This is a genomic window from Rhodococcus sp. WS3 (assembly GCF_003797085.1).
GTDB lineage: Bacteria > Actinomycetota > Actinomycetes > Mycobacteriales > Mycobacteriaceae > Rhodococcus_F > Rhodococcus_F globerula.
The window spans coordinates 2207982-2227572 of record NZ_RKMA01000001.1 but is presented as its reverse complement, the minus strand read 5'-3'; the positions used below and the strand labels follow the sequence as shown (position 1 = coordinate 2227572).

Here is a 19591-nt window from a genome sequence, read left to right as displayed (position 1 = left end):
GCACATGAGCAATCGCACATTCGTCATCGGCGTGGGTATGACCAAGTTCGAGAAGATCGAGACCCGTGACTGGGAATACCCGGACATGGTGACCGAAGCTGTCACGAACGCACTCACCGATGCAGGGATCAGCTACGACCAGATCCAGCGCGCTGCAGTGGGTTACGTGTTCAACGCGTCGACAGCGGGCCAGCGTGCCCTGTACGAAACAGGTCTGTCCGGTATCCCGATTTTCAACGTCAACAACAACTGCGCCACCGGTTCGACGGCGCTGATGATGGCTCGCGAGTGGGTCCAGGCCGGACAAGCCGACTGTGCACTGGCCGTCGGGTTCGAGAAGATGACCAAGACGGCACTGACCGGCAACGGTGAGATGCCCAAGGTCACCACCTTGGACTCGCAGTTGAAGATCATGGTCGAGGATTACGGGTTCGCCCGCTCGCCGATGACAGCTCAGCTGTTCGGTAACGCTGCCGTCGAGCACATGCAGAAGTACGGCACCACGGTCGAACAGATCGCTGCCGTCGCGGTCAAGAATCACAAGCACTCGGTCAACAACCCGTATGCGCAGTTCCGTGACGAGTACACCCTCGAACAAGTGCTCGAGGACAAGATGATCCATGCGCCGCTGACACGTTCGCAGTGCTCGCCGACCTCGGACGGTGCCGGTGCTGCCGTCGTCGTGAGTGAGAAGTTCGTCCGTGAACACGGACTCGAGGACCGTGCGATCGAGATCGTCGCTCAGGCAATGACCACCGACACCGAGGCAGCGTTTGCCGAGAAGTCGATGATCGACGTGGTCGGCGCTCCGATGACGGCTGCGGCCGCCGAGCAGGTCTTTGCCGAAGCCGGCATCAGCATCGACGACGTCGATGTCATCGAACTGCACGACTGCTTTGCGATCAACGAGATCATCACCTACGAAGGTCTCGGAATGTGTGCGGCCGGTGAAGGCGGCAAGCTCGTCGAGTCCGGTGCCACGACGTACGGCGGCCAGTGGGTCGTCAATCCGTCTGGCGGCCTGATCTCGAAGGGCCACCCGCTAGGTGCCACCGGGTTGGCGCAGTGCGCCGAACTGACGTGGCAGCTCCGCGGTACCGCAGACGCCCGTCAGGTCGAGGGCGCTCGAATCGGATTGCAGCACAACCTCGGACTGGGCGGCGCGTGCGTCGTGACGGTCTACCGAGCCGGAACTTTGGAGAACTGATGGCTATCGATCTCGAGGTGGCATTGGCCGCCGAACCGACTGTGCGCGAAGCGTCATGGACTGACCGCGACGTCATGCTCTACCAGCTGGGCCTCGGAGCGGGAGTAAATGCTCTGGATCCTGCCGAGCTCACCTGGGTGTACGAAAAGGGTCTGAAGGTTCTTCCGACCTTCGCGATGGTTGCGGGTCAGGGCATTTCGGCAGGCGTACTGCCGCCCGCGGCGATGAACATGCCCGGCATCGACATCGATCTGCGCAAGATCCTGCACGGCGGACAGTCGCTGACCCTGCACGCGCCGATCCCGTCGACGGGTACTGCGCGCATCTCCACTCGCATTGCCGATGTGTGGGACAAGGGCAAGGCTGCCGTCATCGTGCTCGAGACTGCGGCCGCGGACTCCGACGGTAATCCGTTGTGGACCACCGGAATGCAAATCTGGGCCCGCGGTGAAGGTGGATTCGGTGGAGGCGCCGGTCCCGAAGTTGTTGCCGGAGTTCCCGATCGTGCGCCCGACGCCGTGCTCACCTCCGCAACCAGCTCGTCGCAGGCGTTGCTCTACCGGCTCAGTGCAGACATGAACCCGCTGCACGCTGATCCGGCATTCGCGAAGATGGCCGGCTTCGACGCACCGATCCTGCACGGCCTCGCGTCGTACGGCATCGTCTGCAAGGCCGTCGTGGACGGTGTGCTCGGCGGCGACCCCTCTCGGGTGAAGAACTACTCGGTGCGCTTTGCCGGTTCGTTGTTCCCGGGCGAATCCATCACCACGTCGGTGTGGCAGGACGGCAACACCTTGACGCTGGCTGCAACCTGCCCTGAGCGCGAGAACTCCCCGGTTCTCACGCACGCCACTATGGAGATCAACTGATGACCGTCGGAACCCACCCCACTGCCGCAACACATCCGGGCGGAACGGTTCTGACGTCGCCGCCGCAGGATGCTCCCATCGATCGGGCGACCGAGGCGGCGCGCAGGCTCATCGACGCGCTACAGCGCACTGACCGCGACAACGCAAACCTCGATCGAGTTGCCGAGGAACTCAACAGCATCGTCGCTCACCTCGAGCAGCATGCGCCCGAGGTCGAAGAGCGATTGATCGACATGTGGAACGGTGAAGGCGTCACTCGTCACGACCCGGTGACCGGTCGAGAAAACGCCATCGCACCGCCGGTGGTTCTCGAAGGACTCGAAGACGGTTCGGTGCAGGGCGTTGTCACGTTGACATTGCCGTACCAGGGCCCTCCCGGCCACGTGCATGGTGGCGTGTCGGCGATGCTGCTCGATCACGTCCTCGGTGTCGCGAACGCTTGGGGTGGAACAGCCGGTATGACAGCACAATTGAGCACGCGCTATCACCGTCCGACCCCGTTGTTCGTGCCCTTGACCATCAGCGGCAAGTTCATCTCCAAAGAAGGCCGCAAGGTTCACACGGTGGGCGAGATCAGGACGCCCGACGGTGAAGTGTGCGTTTCGGTCGAGGGTCTGTTCATCGACAAGACAATTCCGCGCCCCAGGTAGGGGTTCTGACGAAGGAGGAACCCCAGTGGGGAAGCTCGACGGACGCGTAGCTGTTGTGACCGGCGCCGGCATGGGCATCGGACGTGGTGTGGCAGGTGCCTTCGCGCGTGAAGGCGCGTCGGTGCTGGTTGCCGAGATCGACGAGGCGGCCGGCCTCGAAACAGCCCAGTGGTTGCGCGACGAGTGGGGCGCGGAAGCAGAATTCATCCGCACCGACGTCACCGACAAAGCTCAGGTTCTTGCCATGGTCGACAAGGCCGTCGAGCGGTTCGGACGCCTTGACATCCTGGTCAACAATGCTTGGCGGACTTTCGGTTTCGCTCGGCTGGAGAAGATGACGGACGAGCAGTTGCGCGGCGGTTTCGACATGGCAGTGATGGCCGCTTTCTGGGCCATGCAGGCGGCGCTGCCGGAACTCGAGCGTCACGGCACCGGCCGCGTGATCAACATGTGCAGCCTCAACGGCGTGAACGCTCACATGTACTCGGTGCAGTACAACGCGGCCAAGGAAGCGCTGCGGACACTGACTCGCACTGCTGCCCGCGAGTGGGCTCCCAAGCACGTGAACTGCAACGTCATCTGCCCCGGTGCGCAGAGTGCGGCGTATAAGCGTGTTGCCGAAGCTAATCCGGAGAACGTGGCCGTCATGGCCGCGCAGAATCCGATGGGGCGGATCGGCGATCCCCTCGACGATATCGGCCCCGTTGCAGCCTTCCTGGCAAGTGACGACAGTCGTTATGTCACCGGCAATACCCTCTTCGTCGACGGTGGTGGGCACATCAACGGTGTGCAGTGGGCGCCTACCGTGGACTGACTTTCGCCTCCATAGACACATGTGGCTCGACGCTGATTCAGCGTCGAGCCACTGTGCGTTTGTAGGCCTTGTCCCGTTCCTGCATCGAGTACCCGAAACAAACCACGTCCTTGACAGCGCCTCGTGGCTCACCGATAGTAGTCAAACGAACGATCGCTAACCTGTCGATTGCAGGTTGAGGCTTCACGGCGTTGCAGTGGCGTCTGCGATCGATCGCTCAGGCTATTCTTCCGAGCTGAAAGTACCGAGGCAGACATGGAAATCGAGCATTCGACTCTGTTCATCGACGGTGAGTGGGCAAAGCCGGCGACTGGTGGTGCGATTCAGGTATTCTCGCCAACTACCGAACAGTTGTTTGGCATCTTTCCGGAATCCTCGACGGCAGATGTCGACTCGGCCGTCGCTGCCGCAGGCCGTGCACTGCGCTCCTCGGAGTGGGCAAACCTGGACGGATCCGATCGCGCCGCGATTCTCGACAGGTTCGCGGATGCCGTCGAACGGCGATCGGAGGAGCGTGCTTCGCTGGTCAGCCGGCAGAACGGTATGCCGATCACTCTCGCCCGGTTTGCTGAGGGGGACGCCCCGGTGCAGCTGCTGCGCTACTACTCCGATCTGATTCGTTCGTCGTCGGTCGAAGAAGTGCGTCAGAGTCTCTCCAGTGCCGGTACGACGATCGTTCGCAAGGAACCGGTCGGCGTCGTGGCTGCGATCGCGCCGTGGAATTACCCGGCGATCCTGTCGATGTTCAAGATCGCTCCTGCACTGGCCGCCGGTTGCACGGTGGTGCTCAAGCCTTCTCCCGAAACGACACTCGACTCCTACCTCCTGGCGGAAGCAGCCGTCGAAGCCGGCTTGCCTGCCGGCGTTCTCAACATCGTGACAGGCGGCCCCGATGTCGGTCAGTATTTGGTTGCCCACCCTGGCGTCGCCAAGGTTGCGTTCACCGGTTCGACGCCTGCCGGTAGGCACATCGGTCGGGTCTGTGGTGAACTTCTGCGTCCCGTCACCCTCGAACTCGGCGGAAAGTCAGCCGCGTTGATCCTCGACGATGCTGATATCGAAACGACCGTGGCAGGCCTGGCCACGGCGTCTCTGCTGAACAGTGGTCAGACGTGCTACATGTCGACGCGAATTCTTGCACCGGCCAATCGGTATTCCGAATTCCTCGATGCGGTGACTGCAATGGCGGCGTCGCTGCCGATCGGTGACCCCGCTGATGCCGGTACCTTTGTCGGCCCCTTGGTCAGCGAGCGTCAGTACAAGCGAGTTCTGTCGATGATCGACGCGGGAAGTGCCGAGGGCGCAACGGTCACGACAGGTGGCAAGCGTCCTGCGCACCTCGATCGTGGATGGTTCGTCGAGCCGACAGTATTCGGCAATCTCGGCAACGACGCGAACATCGCGAAGGACGAAGTGTTCGGGCCGGTTCTGACCGTGATCCCCTACAGCGACGAAGCCGACGCCATCGCGTTGGCGAATGATTCCGAGTACGGCCTCGGCGGCACGGTGTGGACTGCCGACCGCGATCGAGGGATCGACGTGGCCCGGAAGGTGGAAACAGGTTCCTTCGGTGTGAATACCTATGGCCTGGACTGGGGTTCGCCCTTCGGCGGCGTCAAGGCGAGTGGGGTAGGCCGTGAATTGGGGCCGGAAGGGCTCGCGTCGTACTACAGCCTCAAATCGATCTTCCTGCCGGAGTAGCACTGCTCGAATGCCCCGGAGTGCGGAACTCCGGGGCTGCGGTTGTCTATCGGCCGGCCGCCGAGATACCGGCTCTGCGGCCGAAGAAGGTGCCGTCTCCCAACGAGGTTCCGCTGATGTATCCCCAAGAATGCAGGTCTGATGTTGCTCGGCCGGCCGCGAACAGTCCAGGGATAGCTTCCCCGTCCAGATTGAGGACCCTGCCGTCGACAGTGGTCCACAGACCGCCGGTGGTAAACACCTCGGCACCGCCCCCATTCGATGCGCCAAGCTCGGGAGGCGCCATCCCGCGTCGAACATCAATTGCCGCGTAAGGAGATTGGAGCGGACGCAACCATCGCGCAGATTTGTGGAAGTACGGGTCGACTCCATCTGCTGCATGCTTGTTGTACTCACCGATCGTGGTGACCAACGCTCCTGCGGGCATCCCGATTTCTTCCTCGAGTTCTTCGAGGGTTTCGGCCACATAGTGAGGCTGCACCCCCCAACGTTCTACTTCGGGGACTTCTTCGTACGCCTGCTCATCGAGGATTACCCAGACATCGAGACCGTGTCGGTACAACGCAGCCTGCCCAACCAAGCCGGGATATACATCCTCGTTGATGAAGCGTTGCCCCACGTTGTTGACGATCATGCCGCGCACCATCATTGCGGGAACCAGCGTGATTCCCACCTGGCCGGCAGACATGTGTTTGACGGCAGCTCCGACTGCCTGGGCGATAACGATGCCCCGACCGTCGTCGCCACCATCACTATTCACGCCCAATCCCACAAGTTGTGGTGCGTGTTGAGCCACCATCTCGGCATTGTCGGCGAAGCCACCTGTGGTGAGAACAACCCCGCGTCGCGCGCGGTAGGTGACCGTCTTGCCGAAACTACGTGCACTGACCCCAACGACGCGAATGCCGTCCATGATGAGGCGGGTGGCGTATGTATCGGTGTGTACGCCGATATTGCGGGCAGCCACCTGTTCGGAGAGTTTTGCCATCAGCACCTTGCCGCCGAAGCCATCGGCGGTGACGCGGTGACCACGCGGAGCTGGTTTGGCGAGTTCGTCGTAAGGCCAGCTGTTTTCGCCCAGCCACATCAAACCGTCATCAGTGGGTGGCACCCACGTAGGAGAATCCCACAACGACGGTTTGAACGGCACACCGTGATCGACCAGCCACTGGTAGTGCTCCAAACTGCCATGGGCGTAGGCATCGATTTTCTCTTTGTCTGCGTCCGGCCCGAGCGCAGCCATGAGGTACGCCGCCATATCTTCGGGAGTATCGGAGAATCCGCATGCACGCTGAGTTTCGGTGCCGCCGCCGAGATAGATTTCGCCACCGGACAGTGCGGACGACCCGCCTCCACCGCTTGCCCGTTCGAGCAGAATCACGTCACTGCCACGAGCGCAGGCCTCCAACGCTGCCGCTGCACCCGCGCAGCCGTATCCGACGACGAGGACTTCGGTTTCGTGGTCGAAATTCTCTACATCGTGGATATTCAGTGGGGCTACGGGATGGCGCGCACTCATAGAAGATCTCCAGTTCAGTTGTGTTTTCCGCACGCTACGGTCGCTCGTAGTGCTGGTGAAGTGCTTGTGCCATCCAGCGGGAGATGTCGGGTCTGAGTAGATAGCTCGGCAGCCAGTCGGCTGACTCGCTGAGGCCCGGCGACGTATCCTGAATCCAGAAATCGAGAACTCCGTATTGAAGAGACGAGGCTCGGGATGTCCGATTGGGTGAAGAAGATCGAGGCCGAGGCCAAAGGTCTGCTAGCCGAGGCAGAAGAAGAGCTGACGGTGTTGGAGGGCGTCGACACCATCGATCCTCTTGCCGAGCAGGATGAAGACACGCCCACCTCGGAATGAGCGTTGTAGATCAGTCGCGACCAAGCCGGAACAAGTTCGCAGAACGCCTGTTGATCCTGGCCGACACCAACCAGGCGCTGGCCGGGTTTGCCTCAGCGGTCTGTGGTTCGTCGTGTGGCCGCTGAGCGGCAGAACTCGATTACGGTGAGGTTCATTGTGTCGGAAATTGGACGAAATCGTCCGTCGGATTGACTTGGAGTCGTCGAATGAACTCGGCCAATCCGATTCGCTTCACAATTTCGTAGACGCGTCTGAAGCCGACGCCGTAGAGATCAGGTCGACGAGAAATCGATCTGCATTCGGCTCGTGCCTCAACGGTCGCGACATCGTGATAAAGGTATGCATACGACGCGAGCTCGGCAAACCCCTCACTCAGGACGAGCGGAACATCGAACAGACACTGATGGGCCATGAAGGCATGGCCGAACTCATGCGCGACCGTCGCTCGGCATTGAATATCGGGGAGTCCCATACGGACTGTGATCTCTACGTTTGTCGGCTGGGTTGTGCCGTGGAAGTACTCGATTTCGGTGACTCCGTGGTGGTGCGGCCCGTTGTTCAAGCCCTTCGAAGCCAGTCGGCGGGAATCCGCCAATGTGATTCGCACCGGTGTGGGGACGGCTAGTTCGCGCTTCGTCATCGATCGACTGACGTCGGTGATAATCGTCCGCGCCGCAGCCGGGGTGCGTATCGCGGTAAGTGCGCATCTCCTGCAGTAGCGGAAATTGTCAAATTTCCACGAAGAGGGGATACCGCAGAAGCTGCAGGCAGGATCGGTTCGGTGCTTTTCGTAGAAACGAGCATTTCCTATTTGATAATAGTTGCCGCGCAGCATATTTCCACATTCTCCGCAGATCGGCTCGTTGGTCATCGTCTGCTTCTCGGTCGGCGGATTCAGCGACCGACTTGTTCCAGTGCCGCCGCAATTTTTTGCAGACTACTCTGGAGTTGTCGGAGGTTGGTTGACATGGCCCGGGATTGTGCACTTGCTGCACGCACGATTTCGTCAACTTGGTGCTTGTTGGCGACAGCGAAGTGGGTGGCCTGGTATCGCTTGTCGAGACGTTGCGCTATGGACTCGATATCGGCGGCGGCGGCTTTCGCTTCCTGCGCGAGTTTGCGAAGTTCGGCTGGATCGCCTGTAACGGACATGTGTCGACTCCATTTCACTGTGGTTCGAGTAGTGCTGTGGCACGGTGTAGTTCCATGTTCAGGTGTTCGAGTTCATTATGCAGCGCAAGCATTTTCGATCGTAGGTCGTTCTCTACGACGTCCTGGAATCGGGCGCGAGATGCATCTTGGTACCCTTGCGCACTTTCTCGCAGCATCGTGGTCATACGATTCGACAGTTCGTCGACTAATGCGAGAGCGCCACCGGTGTAGTCCATTTCAGCCGCCCAGTATCAGTGCGGGCACATGGCTTCTGCCGGTATGGGCAGCCACCCAGATTCGATGCTGTCCGTTGCCCACTGTCAATCGGCCGCTGCCGTCGCGCTCGAGACGAATCGCCTCCGAGTGGTTGTCGAGGAAATTGTTGTAGGTCATCGATAATGAACGGGTACCGACAGCGCCGGTTCTGCGGTCTATTTCGGCAAAGTAGTTGGCGTCCGCTCCGTTTGCTATCGCGGGAATTACGACTGTAAACAGGGCTTCGAACGCTGCGTCGAGATCCTGAACCGAGTATCCCTTCTTGAAGTCTTCGATGCTGCGCACAGTGCTGTGCGTGACATCGATCAATGAGATCGGCACCATCGCGTAGTTGGGTTTCATTCCTGGAGCGATGTAGATGGAATCATGTGGCAGTGAAGAATTCAGCGCCGGTGCGGTGATGCCGACCTGAGGTGCGCTATTTAGCGGTACCGAAGTCGCTTGGACTTTAATCCCGCGTATTCCTTCCAGCTTTCGCATGAGGTGTTGGTCGAGTTTTTCGGTGATTTCTATTGATTGGCGGGCTAGTCTCGCAGCGTTGGTGCGAAACCGCAGTAATGCTTCCTCCGCGATCCTGACTGCCAGTTCCGCTTCAGCATGCTCGTGGGCGGCCCGTCGGCAGCGCAACGTCAGCTCAAGGCAATCAACTGAGTCCGACATCAGGCAAGAATCGAGCGCCACTTGGGCTTGGTCGAGAATATTTCTGCGCTGAGCGCGAACCCGGTGACATCGTTCGAGTACTCGAGTCGCACTGTGAACTGCTGAGTTTATTCCGTGGATGAGGTGTGGCGGGACCACTCGCACATCGGTTCGGAGCTTTTCGATGACGGACAACTCCAGTACCACCTTCATCGCGTCAACTTTCGCCATGCGCGGTCCGGAAAGGCTGCGAACGGAATAGTTCGATGTCGGGTTCCGCTGGTCGAGATGTAGAGCACCTCGCGGTCGCTGAGTTTGGATGCTTGATAGTCTCCGGTGAGACTCATTGAGTCTTCCGCTGATATGCGACTGACTACTTTCGCCCCGAACAAGTCCATTGAGTAGCCGACCACGCGTTCGGCGGAGATCCGTGATTCCGCAGTAGCAACTATGTGTATGCCGTGTGACGCGCAATCGGAGAGCAAAGCCTGGAATCGGTCGGCAAGCGCGTTTCCGCTTGTAGTTCTGAGCGCCAGTGCACCCTGTAGATGGGTGAGTATCAAAAGACGGGGTTCGGCGCGCTCGAGGCCGGCCCGTCGGAGGTCCAGGATCCTCTCGAGATCGATCATGACAAGTTCGAGCATGCCGCTCCGGCAGAATCTTTGGTTCGGTTCAGCGGAGATACTCGTTCGTATCATCTCCAGATTTCGGTGAAGGAGCGACGATGGTGTTGTGAAGTCGACAAGGTCGAATGCGATTTTGGAGCGAAGCGCTGTTGCAAGGAGTGGGCCGAGAAGACGCGCCGTGCCCGATGACGTACCCGTGTCGAGGTCTGTGCCGACGACCAAAAGGAGGTTTCCGAAAGGTTCGTTGTCCAATCTGATGGTTTGTGAGGATTCAAGCCCATAGTGAATCGACATCGGAACTTTCACTCCAGATTGTGTCCGTCCCCGTCCGAACTTCGAGATGACATCGGGGCTCGGATATGTTTTCCCTCCGAAGTCGACTACTTTGGGAACAGGACTGAACTTGTACCTCTTTGAGGCCAATTCGGCTGCGGTCTTTGCAGATTGGTTGACAGTCGCGGAAGTCTCATGGGTTACTTGAATGGTGTCCGCGTCGCTCGAGTCCACGCCGCGCTGAAGTATCGCCTGGCCTGCGCGGGTCAGTGATACGGCGTGGCCGCGCTTGTCACCGAGTATCTTGCGTGAGTCGTCGTCTCCCATGGGCAGCGCGATTCGAGTCACGATGAGGTCGACGCTCTTCGGTAGGTGTGTGATTCCTTGTAAAGTCTGTGTCGCGAGGACGGGGTGAATGCCGAACGCGCGCGATTCTCGGATGAGACGGTCCAGAACGTTTGATGCCCGAACTGAAGTCGAATCGTCCCCAGTGTTCAGCAGTTTTTGGAACTCGTCGATGATGACGACGATCCTGGCCATCGCATGTCCTGAGGTTGCGAGATACTCGTCGATGTTCTTAGCTCCCGCAGCGCGAAAGACATCACCACGACTCTTCATTTCTGCCAGCAAATTCTCGAGGATACCGATCGTGCAATCTGGTTCCGAGTCGAGCGTGATCACTGCTGCGTGCGGTACCGATTGTTTTGCGTATACGGAGAACTCCACACCCTCTTTAGGATCGAGCAGATAGATACGTACTGCGCTCGGTGGGTAATTTCTGATGATTCCGCATATGAGTGCGTGTAAGAAGACAGACTTTCCGCTGCCTGGTCGGCCGCCGATCAATGCTGCACTGCTTGCGCCGGAGGTTCCTAGGTCGATCGTCGCGACATCCCGGTCTCCTTTACGGCCGACCGCGACGGAAATCCCTTTTGCGGCTGACTGTTTCCACCACGTCGAAGGATCAGATGGTGTGGCAACACTCGCCGCAGACCCGTTGGCTGTGCCGATTGATGCTGCCAAGTTGGCGACCCTGTCAGGGGTAACACTCACTCCTGGTGCGGCTGCGACATCACGGTCCAGTTTGCGGACAACAGAGGATGCTGCGGCGAGAATGTCATCGATACTCTGGGCAGCAGGTTTCCAACGAAAACGAGGAGTTCGCTCCAGAAGACTGTGCGATTGGTTAGATCGCAGGCTCTCCAAAACGCTATGCGGGTATCCCCCACCGGATTGCTTGACCTGCGGAATGCTCGATTTGAGTAGTGCTGGCCACGTCATTGGAGTTTCGGCGTACTCGACGTCACCGAGCAAGAGGGGAAGTCCGACGGGGTGAGCTGGCGCAGTTGAACTCCACTGATCTCGGTAGGAGGATTGCTTACGGTTCGACACATGAACAATCGTGTATACGCCGCATGCTGGGCCCGCGCGAATGACCGTCTCCAGCCGGGCTAGTTTGCTGGCGTCGACGCCTCCGCCCGGCGCCTCAACTCCTGTGGGAAAGTCGAACAGGACGAGGAGTCTGTAGGCTTCGGCAGTTTCCCCAGCCGAGGCGTTGTACGAGGCCAAAGAGGTATGTCGGGAGCCTAGATATCGTTGTGTGACGTGTGCGATATGCCCGACTGCTTTGTCCATCAAGTCATCGAAATCGGACTGTGTTGCATAGATCCTTCCGCCGGTAACCTTCTTCTTGGTTTCGTCGCCGAGGTCGTTCAGGAACTTCAGTGACGAACCGAGATTGATGGGATCGTATGTCGCGATCTGGAGGTCGCCACCAGGAATCAACGCCAGCAGTCGTAGTACCGCAGATGCGACGGTGGACGGCTGATCTGTAACAAAGCCGCCATCGGCTTGAAAATCGACCAGGGCGGGAATCGCGAGTGGCTTGGAAAATGCACCCGTCGGCTGATCGTACGTGAATTGTTTTGAGGCATAGTCAAATTGGGGCAATGTGCAATTGATTTGAAATCCGAAGTAGCCAACTTGCAGCACATGGCGACCACTGCCGGGGGTGACAGATGAGAGTGCCTTCATGCGGTCGCACACACCAGCCGGGAGCGTTTGGTTTCTCAGTCGACTCTGGACCGTGTCGCGGCCTGCTGCTTTGCCCGGGAGCGTGGCTCGCAAAGCCCTCAGAATCCCAGCAGCCGATTCTTGGGTCAAGGTGTCAAGTTCTGTGAGAACTGTTTGTGCACTCAGTCTTTCGCGCTTGATCACACGAACTTTGCCGCCGGTCAACAACGGCATCCATGATGATCCGAGTTTGTCGGTCAGTTGCTGCGACGCGCTGACCGCTGCGACGACAGATCGGAGAGGAGCGCCGTCGTCCTGGATAGTCAATTCTGCAGACCACCTAAGGCGAAACGCTTCTCGTAGTCGCACGGAAGCTTGGTGAAGATTCTGCAGGTCCGATACGTGCCCGCCTTGCGACTTGAATGCTCGCTCGAAATCTGCTTCGGACCGGTCGAGTGCATTTTTCAGTTCCGATGCAAGTATGTGGGCAAGTCGCTCGGGTCCGTTTGCTCCCCACGCTGACAATGAAGGTTTCCTGGTCACCATCTTCTCATGATCTCGTCGAATGTCGGTCTAGCCGCTGGATTTTCGGAAATAGTAGACAGAAGGAGTTGAGACCTTTTGGTGCCGAACAGTTTCTTCAGGGTCGCTTCGGATCTGGTCGAATGGTAGAGAGACATTGCATCGTCGGTGCCATCGAAGAGTCTCAGTACAAACAGTCCGAATTTGAATACGTCGCTTGCTTTGTTTTGAATCGCCAGTCTGGCGCGAAGGTGCGCGGTTTCGGCGGGTGTCTTGCCTCCCTTGATCATCCGCTTGAGCTCGTCGCGCGTGATTTGCTTCTCGGGCGCAAACCAGAGGGGTGTGTCAGGTTGCGCAATGGGTGCAGATTCACCGGCCAGGCGGAAGGAGTCGACGTCCAAGAATTTTGGATGGAAGCGACCGCCCTTGGTCGATGCGGGAACCTTCTCCGGATTACTGACTACGATATTTCGTGGGCTGAAATCGCCTATAACAAGGTCGTTGGTGTGGAAGTGCTTCATGGCCAGCATCAACTGGACGACGAATAGGGCCTTCTCCATCGTATCGGGAGTTGGTGCCCCGACGGATTTCTGAGAGTCGACACTGCCAAACAAGAAGTCGGCTGAATACAAACACGGACTCGGGCCACACGAGAGGTTTACCATGAACTCGAATGTGGGTGGAATGAGCTTCATGGCAAGGCCAAGTGCGTTGCCGTTCTCGACAACCAGGGCCTTTGGCCACACCGACCATCGCATGAGCTTCACTTGGTCGGCGTCCGAGAGGGATCGCGGGTAATCGATGAGACCCGGCAGGCTGTGGCCGATAACTTGGCCGCTCTCGGCCCGGATCTTGGCGGAGTACTTTTTGTAAACCAACGGGCCCTTGTCTGAGCCGATTACCAGGTTCGGTGCGAGGTACAGCTTTCCTTGGCCCCCTCGACCGATTTCTGTGAGTGTGCCCAAAGTGGAAGCATCAATTGTTGTCATAGTCCCACCCAAACGACAACAGCGGTGCGATCGTCGTCCCCGTTGGCGTTGAGGACAGATGCGCTCTGGAGCAGACGTACCGAATCTACGGGCCCACCCGCCCACTGCTCGAACAAGAATCGACCCACAGGGCGGCGTCCTTCTTGGATGAGGTCACCGAATCCGTCGGTTACGTGCACAAAAACCTGTCCAGCTTGTAAAGCTCCGGTGCTGATGGTCGGCGTTCCCTGCTCCATAGGTAGTGGTATGACAGCGTTGTTGATCTGGGAAGCATCAGTCGACTTGCCGAGAGCGATGGAGTGCCAGCCACGATCTGGGTCCAAAACGTAAGCGCTACTGTCACCCGAAATGCCGACGCGTACAAACGGGTAGGCATTGTTCTGGTCCGGTTCGATTGCGATGAGCGCGATGTCAAGAGTGGTCGACATCTTCTTTGCCAACGTCGAACTATGTGCATCGTTGATATCGATTGAACCATCAGACGTGGACATGAAGCGGGAAAGAACTTGTCGTGCATACGAATCCACAGCGTCGCGACATGAATTGCCAATGGCAATCCAATCGAGCCCGCGCACTGAATCAGCATCCGTTGAGTTTGCGGCGCGCAATGCGGCGCGGACCTGAGAGGTGGCTGACAACACAGCGCGTTCAGCAGCGAGATGTGACATCGCCCCCACAGAGACGCCGTCTGCGATGACTGAAATAACCCAGCCGTCCTGGACTCCGAGTCCGTAGTGATCCTGCCGAGGAGCGGTCTTGCTCATGTGATGGCTGAGGCCGCGCATCGACACCGCGCCCACATACGCGCGTTCGCTGACATAACCCGCCTCGAGCATGACGTCGGGCCGGTGTCCGCCGTGAAGTTGAGCGAGAACGGTTGGGCGAATGAGGTCCATGCCCTCGAGACCCGAGCTTCCCTCGGCGGCATATCTTCCCTGGTAGTAGCCCGAGTCGATGATGTACGCAGCGCGTCGTCCACCTGTTGCCGGCAACACCCACAGGTCGTTCTCGGCATTGCTTGTGCGCACCGAGGACGTCGTTTCCTCGGGTGTGCGGCCCAGGGAAGGCGTGGATATCGTGTGCTGGCCGCCAAGTTGGGCTACCGCGGATTGTGAGTCGCCACGTGCCTGTTCTTGGGGATACCGCGAATCTTGATTTTGGTTCGGCGCGGGACGGGAGTGCGTTCCATGTGAATCCGAGTGGCGAGGGACATCGTCTCCGAGGGATTCGCTGTCCGACAACGTATCTCTGACCGCAGTGTCTGTATTCTGCTGGGCGTTGTGCGTCGCAGGAGCGGGATGCCGTTCGGTGCCACCGTGAACCAGGTGGTCGGACTCCTCGTCTGTGGCAGGTCCTGTGTGAGACACAATATTGCGGTCGTCGATGTCGTGTTGCGGATCAGTCATCTTCGATTTCTTTCGTGAACCTAGTCGCTTAAATGAATAGATCATCGTCGGCGCCAGCCACCATCTCGATGTCATCGGAGTCTTCTGGATCAAACACAAAGTTGAATATGTCATCCTCATCGACCAGATCATCGGCGACTCCGACAACCGAACTCACCACGCTGGCCAGAAATGCTTGTGTCATATCGGCGATTGCGTGCGCAGCGTCGCCACCCGACTTCGTGATGAAGGCAGCGCCGTTCTTGCTTTTGTAGTGGGCGAGGGTGCTTACTGTGACGTCATCTCCGACGCCGAACATCACGATGTTAGGTCGACGTTTGAAAGATTCGGCAGTCAATTCGGCGAAGGCGGCTTTACGTCTACTTTCATCGCAAATAGGCTCACCGTCGGTCACGAAAAGTACTGCAGGGCGGTAGATCTCGATCCCGTCAGCTTTCAACTGTTGATAGTCGCGCTCTATCGTCACCTTCAAAAGCTCGAAGGTTTCGGCATAGTTGGTGCCGCCTGAGGCTTCGAGGTGCAAACTGCTGGGCATTTCGGTGCCACTGGACAAAACTACGACCACTCGTGCGTGTGTGTCCATCTCGATAACCGAAAACATTGCTTTGTGCGCGAGCATGGGGTTTCGTTTCGTGGCGTCGTAGATCGCAGGCACGATTTCACGAACTGCGTCGATGCGGCCGCCGGCGGACATCGACCAAGATGTGTCGATCAGGATGTAGATCGGTAAACGCCGCTTGGCATCGTCTTCGAGCGATTCTTTTGCAGTTGCCTCAGGCATGAAATCTCCTCGTTGTGTTGCGCCGTTACCCGTGCGTAGTCATTCGAATTGAGGCGTGGTTGTTCGAAAGCTACAGGGGAACAAGACAAATTACTGTCATCCGTTCGAATGAATTCAGGTATGCGGGCGTGACTGTGAGGCGCGACGTGGATAGAGTCTTGGCGTAATGCAGGTTGTTCGGGTTCTTGGCATGAATTTCGAGAAGGGTCGAGAACTGGTGGCATCCAGAACGGCTGACATTTTCGTCGTAGACAGTGCTGGGGCGAGTCGACTGGACTGGGAGGTACGCCGGCAAAAGTTCGTGGAGTCGGCACCCGACACGATTATCGCCGTTTATGCGGTGGGGGCTACGACACGCGACGTGCTCGCTGGCACTTCCGCCGCTCGTAGCCCTTCAAGCCTGGGGATAGGGACGATCGAGCCTGGGCCGAGCGATGCCGGGGCGCTAGATGTCAAGATACGGATCCTCGCGGAGGAAACCGGGGTGTCCAAGGTTAACGTTCACGTCATAGGTACCTCGGCTACCGGTATCGCAGTGTCGAGTGCCTTGCGCAAGAACCCAGCGGTGTCCGTGCACAAACGGGAAGTGCGCGACACCGCTACTGCCTTGACTGCGGGAAGTAATTTCGCCACATCATGGTGGTGGAATAGGGCGTTCGATTGTGCGTACCTACTGGTCACGTATCTCGTGATCTTGTCGATCTTGATGCTCGTTGGAGGCATTGGCGCTGCCCGTGCATTGCGTGGGTCGCACGATGAACACGCAGTGTTGGTCGAAGTGTCAACTCTGTTCGGTGCCGTCGCCGTACCACTCTTGTCTGCATTGGTAGTAGGTGTCTTCGTCGCCAAGGCGTTTCGGACTCTCACATATGTAATCGTGGTGGGGGTGTGGGGTCCGGCACTGTTGGTTGCATCGACAATTGGGCAGACGTCCTCGGTATCCACGATGGGGAATTGGTGGACCGCAGTGGATTTCGCCTACCCGGTCGAGTACGTACCGCTCTGGATCGGGGAGAAAGGCGCAGAACTCTACAACACATTGATTCTCCTACCGACCATCGGAGTTGAGATTGTGGAGAGCCTCATCCTGGTGGGCTTGGCAGCGCTCCTCTTTGGCGTTACCCGCTTTTTTGTTGATCTGGCGGAGATCTGACGTGACGGAGGCTCGCAAAGTGGTCATCGATTGCGGAGGATCAAGCACACGTCTGGGAATCGTGGAGCCGGGTGGCGTGCGACTTGTCAAACAGGTCCGCACTACCTCCTATGACGAGTTTGTCAGTGCGATCAGATCAGTAGATCCGTGTCCGATCGTGCTCTCCGTATCTCTTGCGGGGTTTGTCGACCGATCCTCGGGGTTTGTCCGCCTCAGTCGCGCCGCACCGTGGGCTCGGGGAACCTTTGCGCAGCGCTTGAGTGCAGATTTGCATTGCCCGGTTTCGGTCATGAACGATGGTGATGCACATGCGATGTCCATGCTCGCAATCGGTGGTATCGAGCTGGGTGCAGTCGCGGTATCGCTTGGTACGTCTGTCGGTATCGGCGTCGTCGGTCGTGACCGAAAGCTGATTAGTCCTGCTTCTGGGGAGAATTGGGATTTGGGTGAGTGGCGATTGGATACTCGTGCCACGAATCGTGACCTATGGTGGGCGCTCGGGTCAGCGGGGTTGTTCGAGCTGGAGAAAAACCTGGGTGTCAAGGCGGGGCGCGTGCAGTTCGGCTATCGCCTTGGAGCATTTCTTTCGAGGCTGACCTGTTTCTTTCAGATGAAGACGGTCGTTCTTTCCGGTGGGATCGCGCAATCGCATTGGGGAGTAATCAAAGTGCCACTTCGAGAAGAATTGCGAAATGTTCCGGATCACTACGCGCCTCCGCGAGTGATGCTCTCTCCCTATGTAGAAGCTGGCCTTGCTGGTGCAGCGCATCGAATAACGCTCGGTTTTTGAGCGACAGGCTGCGTCGCCTAAGTTGATATTGCGGGCGTTGAAATCCGAAAATCGAACTCAGTGCGCTTGAAAGGTTTTCCGCAAGGCGGCCAACGGATCTGAATCGTCGCGCCGTCCTCGGGGACCGGCGCTCTCGGGATTCACGAAACGACCCTCGTCGGAGCGGGTCCATTCGCGTACGGCCCATCGTTCCTTGATTGCCCAACGCCCATTTCGACGCTCCATATGGTCGATGAAACGTGCGCCGCTGGTGAAGTTGATCATCCCGACGCCTTCGGGTCCGCCCCAGTGGGTGGACATCGAGTACGCCTCGCTGATCGCGTGGTCGCCGTGCAGTTCGACGAGGTGGTTGCCGATGTGATGCATCGTGCCGCCGATGACGGAGAGTTTGGGCTTCACCCAGGCAATGTATTCGTCGATGTTGCCGTCGAATCCGGTGTGATGATCGATGGCGTCGGGGTGATAGGCGCTGCGAACGAGATCGAAATCGAGCCGGTCGATGCCGCGGGCATAGGTCAAGACCACTTCGCGAATAGCCTGCTTGTCCAGCAGATCCTGCAATTGCCGTTCCATTTCAGGACTCCTTGACGCTGATCATCCAGTCGAGCAGTTCCGGTAGTTCTTCGCTGGCACAGTCGAATACGACCGGACGGAAGACGACGACGGATGCGCCGCGGTGGGACCAGTCGTGAGCCTTCTCAGCAGTGGCTTCGAGGTCGACGGTTCCGTTGTCACGACGAACCGGCGAAGCAGACACCTGCACGCGCGCGGTATCGGGATCACGATCGTGAGCTTCGAATGTGTTGCGCAGCAGCGCAACACTGTCGGTGAAGGTCGCCAAATCGGCAGGGTTGACGGTCCAACCGTCGGCGACACGTGCGATGCGGTCGAAGTTCCGCTGGCTGGGCCCGAACCCGAAGAGGACAGGAACGCGGTCTTGGGTCGAGAGCGGAATGCTGTGGTAGTTCTCGAAGGAGAAGTCGCGCCCCTTGAAGTTGGCGGGAGCCTGTGTCCAGAGTTCGCGGCACGCTGCGACGGTTTCCTCCATGCGCCCGAACCTGGCATCGAAAGGCATGTTCGTGGCGGTGTATTCGGCCTCTTGCCAGCCGACTCCGAAGCCCATGGTCACGCGTCCGTCCGACAGTGCGTCGAGGGTGGCGACTTGTTTGGCGAGCAGTGCCGGTGGGCGAACCGTTGCAATGAGAACCGACACTCCGAGGCGAGCGCGTTCGGTGACTGCAGCAATTGAGGAGAGCAGTGAAATCGGCTCGTACCAAGGATGATCCAACGGAAAGAGGAAGTTGTGCTCGCTGACGCGCTGCGCATGAGCGTCAGCATTGAACCCGAGGTGATCGCCGGTGCAGATCAAGTCGACGCCGGCGTGATCAGCGGCAGCGGCAAAATCGAGAACCGGTCTGATCTTTCCCTCGAACAGTGCCTCGAGGCCCAATACGTTGACACCGATTTCCATGCAAACAGTCCTTTCCGAAAATCTGCGGGAACGACGGGCGAGTCTCAGCAGTGCGGCAATTCGCGCTCGTCGGTAACAAACTGAATGATCTTGCTCTGATCGAGAAAGTTGGATTCGTCGGCCCTGATTCGATCGCCGACCTCCGGGCGGGCATGAGTGGCCAGCATGTCTTCGTACCCGGCCTTGTCGTGGAACCACAATTCGGTGATGACATCGAAAGCCGGGTCGGGGACGCCGTCTGCGCGCAGAGCCTGAGCGAGATCGGGGTAATTCCGCCGGTACTCGATGATCGACGGGAAGGTTGCGGCAATCAGTGGGGCATGGTTGTTCTCGTAGTAGTCGATGAACTCTTCTTTCGTGAGTCCCGGCTTACGAGTGAGTAGCGCGATTGCCTTGAACATCGT

19 protein-coding genes are annotated in these 19591 nt (G+C 58.6%); 8 read left to right on the top strand and 11 right to left on the bottom strand.

What is annotated here, in order from left to right:
• The first annotated feature begins 4 nt into the window (after positions 1-4).
• The 5 genes from EEB13_RS10060 (at position 5) to EEB13_RS10040 (ending at position 5241) form a co-directional block, all read left to right on the top strand.
• Positions 5-1207: a lipid-transfer protein gene (locus EEB13_RS10060; RefSeq protein WP_045064948.1), complete on the top strand. Its 1203-nt coding sequence runs from the start codon at positions 5-7 to the stop codon at positions 1205-1207.
• Positions 1207-2076 carry a MaoC/PaaZ C-terminal domain-containing protein gene (locus tag EEB13_RS10055; RefSeq protein WP_033233210.1) on the top strand — a complete coding sequence of 290 codons (870 nt, stop codon included), beginning with the start codon at positions 1207-1209 and terminating at the stop codon, positions 2074-2076. Before EEB13_RS10060 ends, EEB13_RS10055 begins: the two co-directional genes overlap by 1 nt.
• Entirely contained in the window at positions 2076-2726 is a 651-nt protein-coding gene (locus tag EEB13_RS10050; protein WP_033233208.1) for a PaaI family thioesterase, read from the top strand. Before EEB13_RS10055 ends, EEB13_RS10050 begins: the two co-directional genes overlap by 1 nt.
• Before the next feature lie 25 nt (positions 2727-2751).
• Positions 2752-3540 (top strand): SDR family NAD(P)-dependent oxidoreductase, encoded by a 789-nt coding sequence (locus tag EEB13_RS10045; RefSeq protein WP_033233207.1) that lies wholly within the window; start codon positions 2752-2754, stop codon positions 3538-3540.
• A 255-nt stretch (positions 3541-3795) separates the two neighbouring features.
• A complete protein-coding gene (locus EEB13_RS10040; RefSeq protein WP_092804015.1) occupies positions 3796-5241 on the top strand; it encodes an aldehyde dehydrogenase in 1446 nt (481 codons plus the stop codon).
• A gap of 46 nt (positions 5242-5287) precedes the next feature.
• Here EEB13_RS10040 and EEB13_RS10035 read toward each other — a convergent pair whose 3' ends face one another.
• Complete coding sequence (locus tag EEB13_RS10035; protein WP_141485150.1) at positions 5288-6760, bottom strand: FAD-dependent oxidoreductase; 1473 nt, start codon at positions 6758-6760, stop codon at positions 5288-5290.
• A gap of 195 nt (positions 6761-6955) precedes the next feature.
• On the opposite strand from EEB13_RS10035, the gene EEB13_RS31480 reads away from it, so the two are divergent.
• Positions 6956-7096: a hypothetical protein gene (locus EEB13_RS31480; protein ID WP_187328523.1), complete on the top strand. Its 141-nt coding sequence runs from the start codon at positions 6956-6958 to the stop codon at positions 7094-7096.
• A gap of 151 nt (positions 7097-7247) precedes the next feature.
• Here the strand turns inward: EEB13_RS31480 and EEB13_RS10030 are convergent, their stop codons facing one another.
• The 7 genes from EEB13_RS10030 to EEB13_RS10000 all read right to left on the bottom strand — a co-directional run bounded on the left by EEB13_RS10030 (position 7248) and on the right by EEB13_RS10000 (position 15773).
• Positions 7248-7736, bottom strand: coding sequence for a protein DA1 (locus tag EEB13_RS10030; protein WP_141485149.1), 489 nt, complete (start codon positions 7734-7736; stop codon positions 7248-7250).
• A gap of 254 nt (positions 7737-7990) precedes the next feature.
• Positions 7991-8248, bottom strand: a complete 258-nt coding sequence (locus EEB13_RS10025; RefSeq protein ID WP_141485148.1) for a hypothetical protein — start codon at positions 8246-8248, stop codon at positions 7991-7993.
• Positions 8249-8485: 237 nt separating this feature from the next.
• The gene (locus EEB13_RS10020; protein WP_141485147.1) at positions 8486-9205 is read right to left on the bottom strand and encodes a hypothetical protein; all 720 of its coding nucleotides are present in this window, start codon (positions 9203-9205) and stop codon (positions 8486-8488) included.
• Positions 9206-9372: 167 nt separating this feature from the next.
• Positions 9373-12402 (bottom strand): FtsK/SpoIIIE domain-containing protein, encoded by a 3030-nt coding sequence (locus EEB13_RS10015; protein ID WP_187328522.1) that lies wholly within the window; start codon positions 12400-12402, stop codon positions 9373-9375.
• 212 nt (positions 12403-12614) lie between these two features.
• Positions 12615-13586, bottom strand: a complete 972-nt coding sequence (locus EEB13_RS10010) for a hypothetical protein (RefSeq protein WP_141485145.1) — start codon at positions 13584-13586, stop codon at positions 12615-12617.
• Positions 13583-14992: a protein phosphatase 2C domain-containing protein gene (locus tag EEB13_RS10005; protein ID WP_187328521.1), complete on the bottom strand. Its 1410-nt coding sequence runs from the start codon at positions 14990-14992 to the stop codon at positions 13583-13585. The genes EEB13_RS10010 and EEB13_RS10005 overlap by 4 nt, the downstream gene beginning before the upstream one ends.
• 28 nt (positions 14993-15020) lie before the next feature.
• A complete protein-coding gene (locus EEB13_RS10000; RefSeq protein ID WP_141485143.1) occupies positions 15021-15773 on the bottom strand; it encodes a vWA domain-containing protein in 753 nt (250 codons plus the stop codon).
• A gap of 484 nt (positions 15774-16257) precedes the next feature.
• Here EEB13_RS10000 and EEB13_RS09995 point away from each other — a divergent pair, with 484 nt between their 5' ends.
• Both EEB13_RS09995 and EEB13_RS09990 read left to right on the top strand, forming a co-directional pair.
• Positions 16258-16926, top strand: a complete 669-nt coding sequence (locus tag EEB13_RS09995) for a hypothetical protein (protein ID WP_187328520.1) — start codon at positions 16258-16260, stop codon at positions 16924-16926.
• Between the two features lies 1 nt (position 16927).
• A complete protein-coding gene (locus EEB13_RS09990) occupies positions 16928-17716 on the top strand; it encodes an ROK family protein (RefSeq protein WP_187328519.1) in 789 nt (262 codons plus the stop codon).
• Between the two features lie 57 nt (positions 17717-17773).
• Here the strand turns inward: EEB13_RS09990 and EEB13_RS09985 are convergent, their stop codons facing one another.
• Genes EEB13_RS09985 through EEB13_RS09975 form a run of 3 tightly spaced genes read right to left on the bottom strand, consistent with a single transcriptional unit; the run spans position 17774 to position 19588 of the window.
• Positions 17774-18289: a nuclear transport factor 2 family protein gene (locus tag EEB13_RS09985; RefSeq protein WP_141485140.1), complete on the bottom strand. Its 516-nt coding sequence runs from the start codon at positions 18287-18289 to the stop codon at positions 17774-17776.
• 1 nt (position 18290) lies between these two features.
• A complete protein-coding gene (locus EEB13_RS09980; protein ID WP_116104848.1) occupies positions 18291-19187 on the bottom strand; it encodes a TIGR03619 family F420-dependent LLM class oxidoreductase in 897 nt (298 codons plus the stop codon).
• A 44-nt stretch (positions 19188-19231) separates the two neighbouring features.
• Complete coding sequence (locus EEB13_RS09975) at positions 19232-19588, bottom strand: EthD domain-containing protein (protein WP_095887111.1); 357 nt, start codon at positions 19586-19588, stop codon at positions 19232-19234.
• Positions 19589-19591: the final 3 nt, after the last annotated feature.

Excerpts from the sequence above, each read along its gene's own strand:
- EEB13_RS10060 (WP_045064948.1), top strand. The coding sequence starts at position 5 with ATGAGCAATCGCACATTCGTCATCGGCGTGGGTATGACCAAGTTCGAG.
- EEB13_RS10055 (WP_033233210.1), top strand. The coding sequence starts at position 1,207 with ATGGCTATCGATCTCGAGGTGGCATTGGCCGCCGAACCGACTGTGCGC.
- EEB13_RS10050 (WP_033233208.1), top strand. The coding sequence starts at position 2,076 with ATGACCGTCGGAACCCACCCCACTGCCGCAACACATCCGGGCGGAACG.
- EEB13_RS10040 (WP_092804015.1), top strand. The coding sequence starts at position 3,796 with ATGGAAATCGAGCATTCGACTCTGTTCATCGACGGTGAGTGGGCAAAG.
- EEB13_RS10035 (WP_141485150.1), bottom strand. The coding sequence starts at position 6,760 with ATGAGTGCGCGCCATCCCGTAGCCCCACTGAATATCCACGATGTAGAG.
- EEB13_RS31480 (WP_187328523.1), top strand. The coding sequence starts at position 6,956 with ATGTCCGATTGGGTGAAGAAGATCGAGGCCGAGGCCAAAGGTCTGCTA.
- EEB13_RS10030 (WP_141485149.1), bottom strand. The coding sequence starts at position 7,736 with ATGACGAAGCGCGAACTAGCCGTCCCCACACCGGTGCGAATCACATTG.
- EEB13_RS10025 (WP_141485148.1), bottom strand. The coding sequence starts at position 8,248 with ATGTCCGTTACAGGCGATCCAGCCGAACTTCGCAAACTCGCGCAGGAA.
- EEB13_RS10010 (WP_141485145.1), bottom strand. The coding sequence starts at position 13,586 with ATGACAACAATTGATGCTTCCACTTTGGGCACACTCACAGAAATCGGT.
- EEB13_RS10005 (WP_187328521.1), bottom strand. The coding sequence starts at position 14,992 with ATGACTGATCCGCAACACGACATCGACGACCGCAATATTGTGTCTCAC.
- EEB13_RS10000 (WP_141485143.1), bottom strand. The coding sequence starts at position 15,773 with ATGCCTGAGGCAACTGCAAAAGAATCGCTCGAAGACGATGCCAAGCGG.
- EEB13_RS09985 (WP_141485140.1), bottom strand. The coding sequence starts at position 18,289 with ATGGAACGGCAATTGCAGGATCTGCTGGACAAGCAGGCTATTCGCGAA.
- EEB13_RS09980 (WP_116104848.1), bottom strand. The coding sequence starts at position 19,187 with ATGGAAATCGGTGTCAACGTATTGGGCCTCGAGGCACTGTTCGAGGGA.
- EEB13_RS09975 (WP_095887111.1), bottom strand. The coding sequence starts at position 19,588 with ATGTTCAAGGCAATCGCGCTACTCACTCGTAAGCCGGGACTCACGAAA.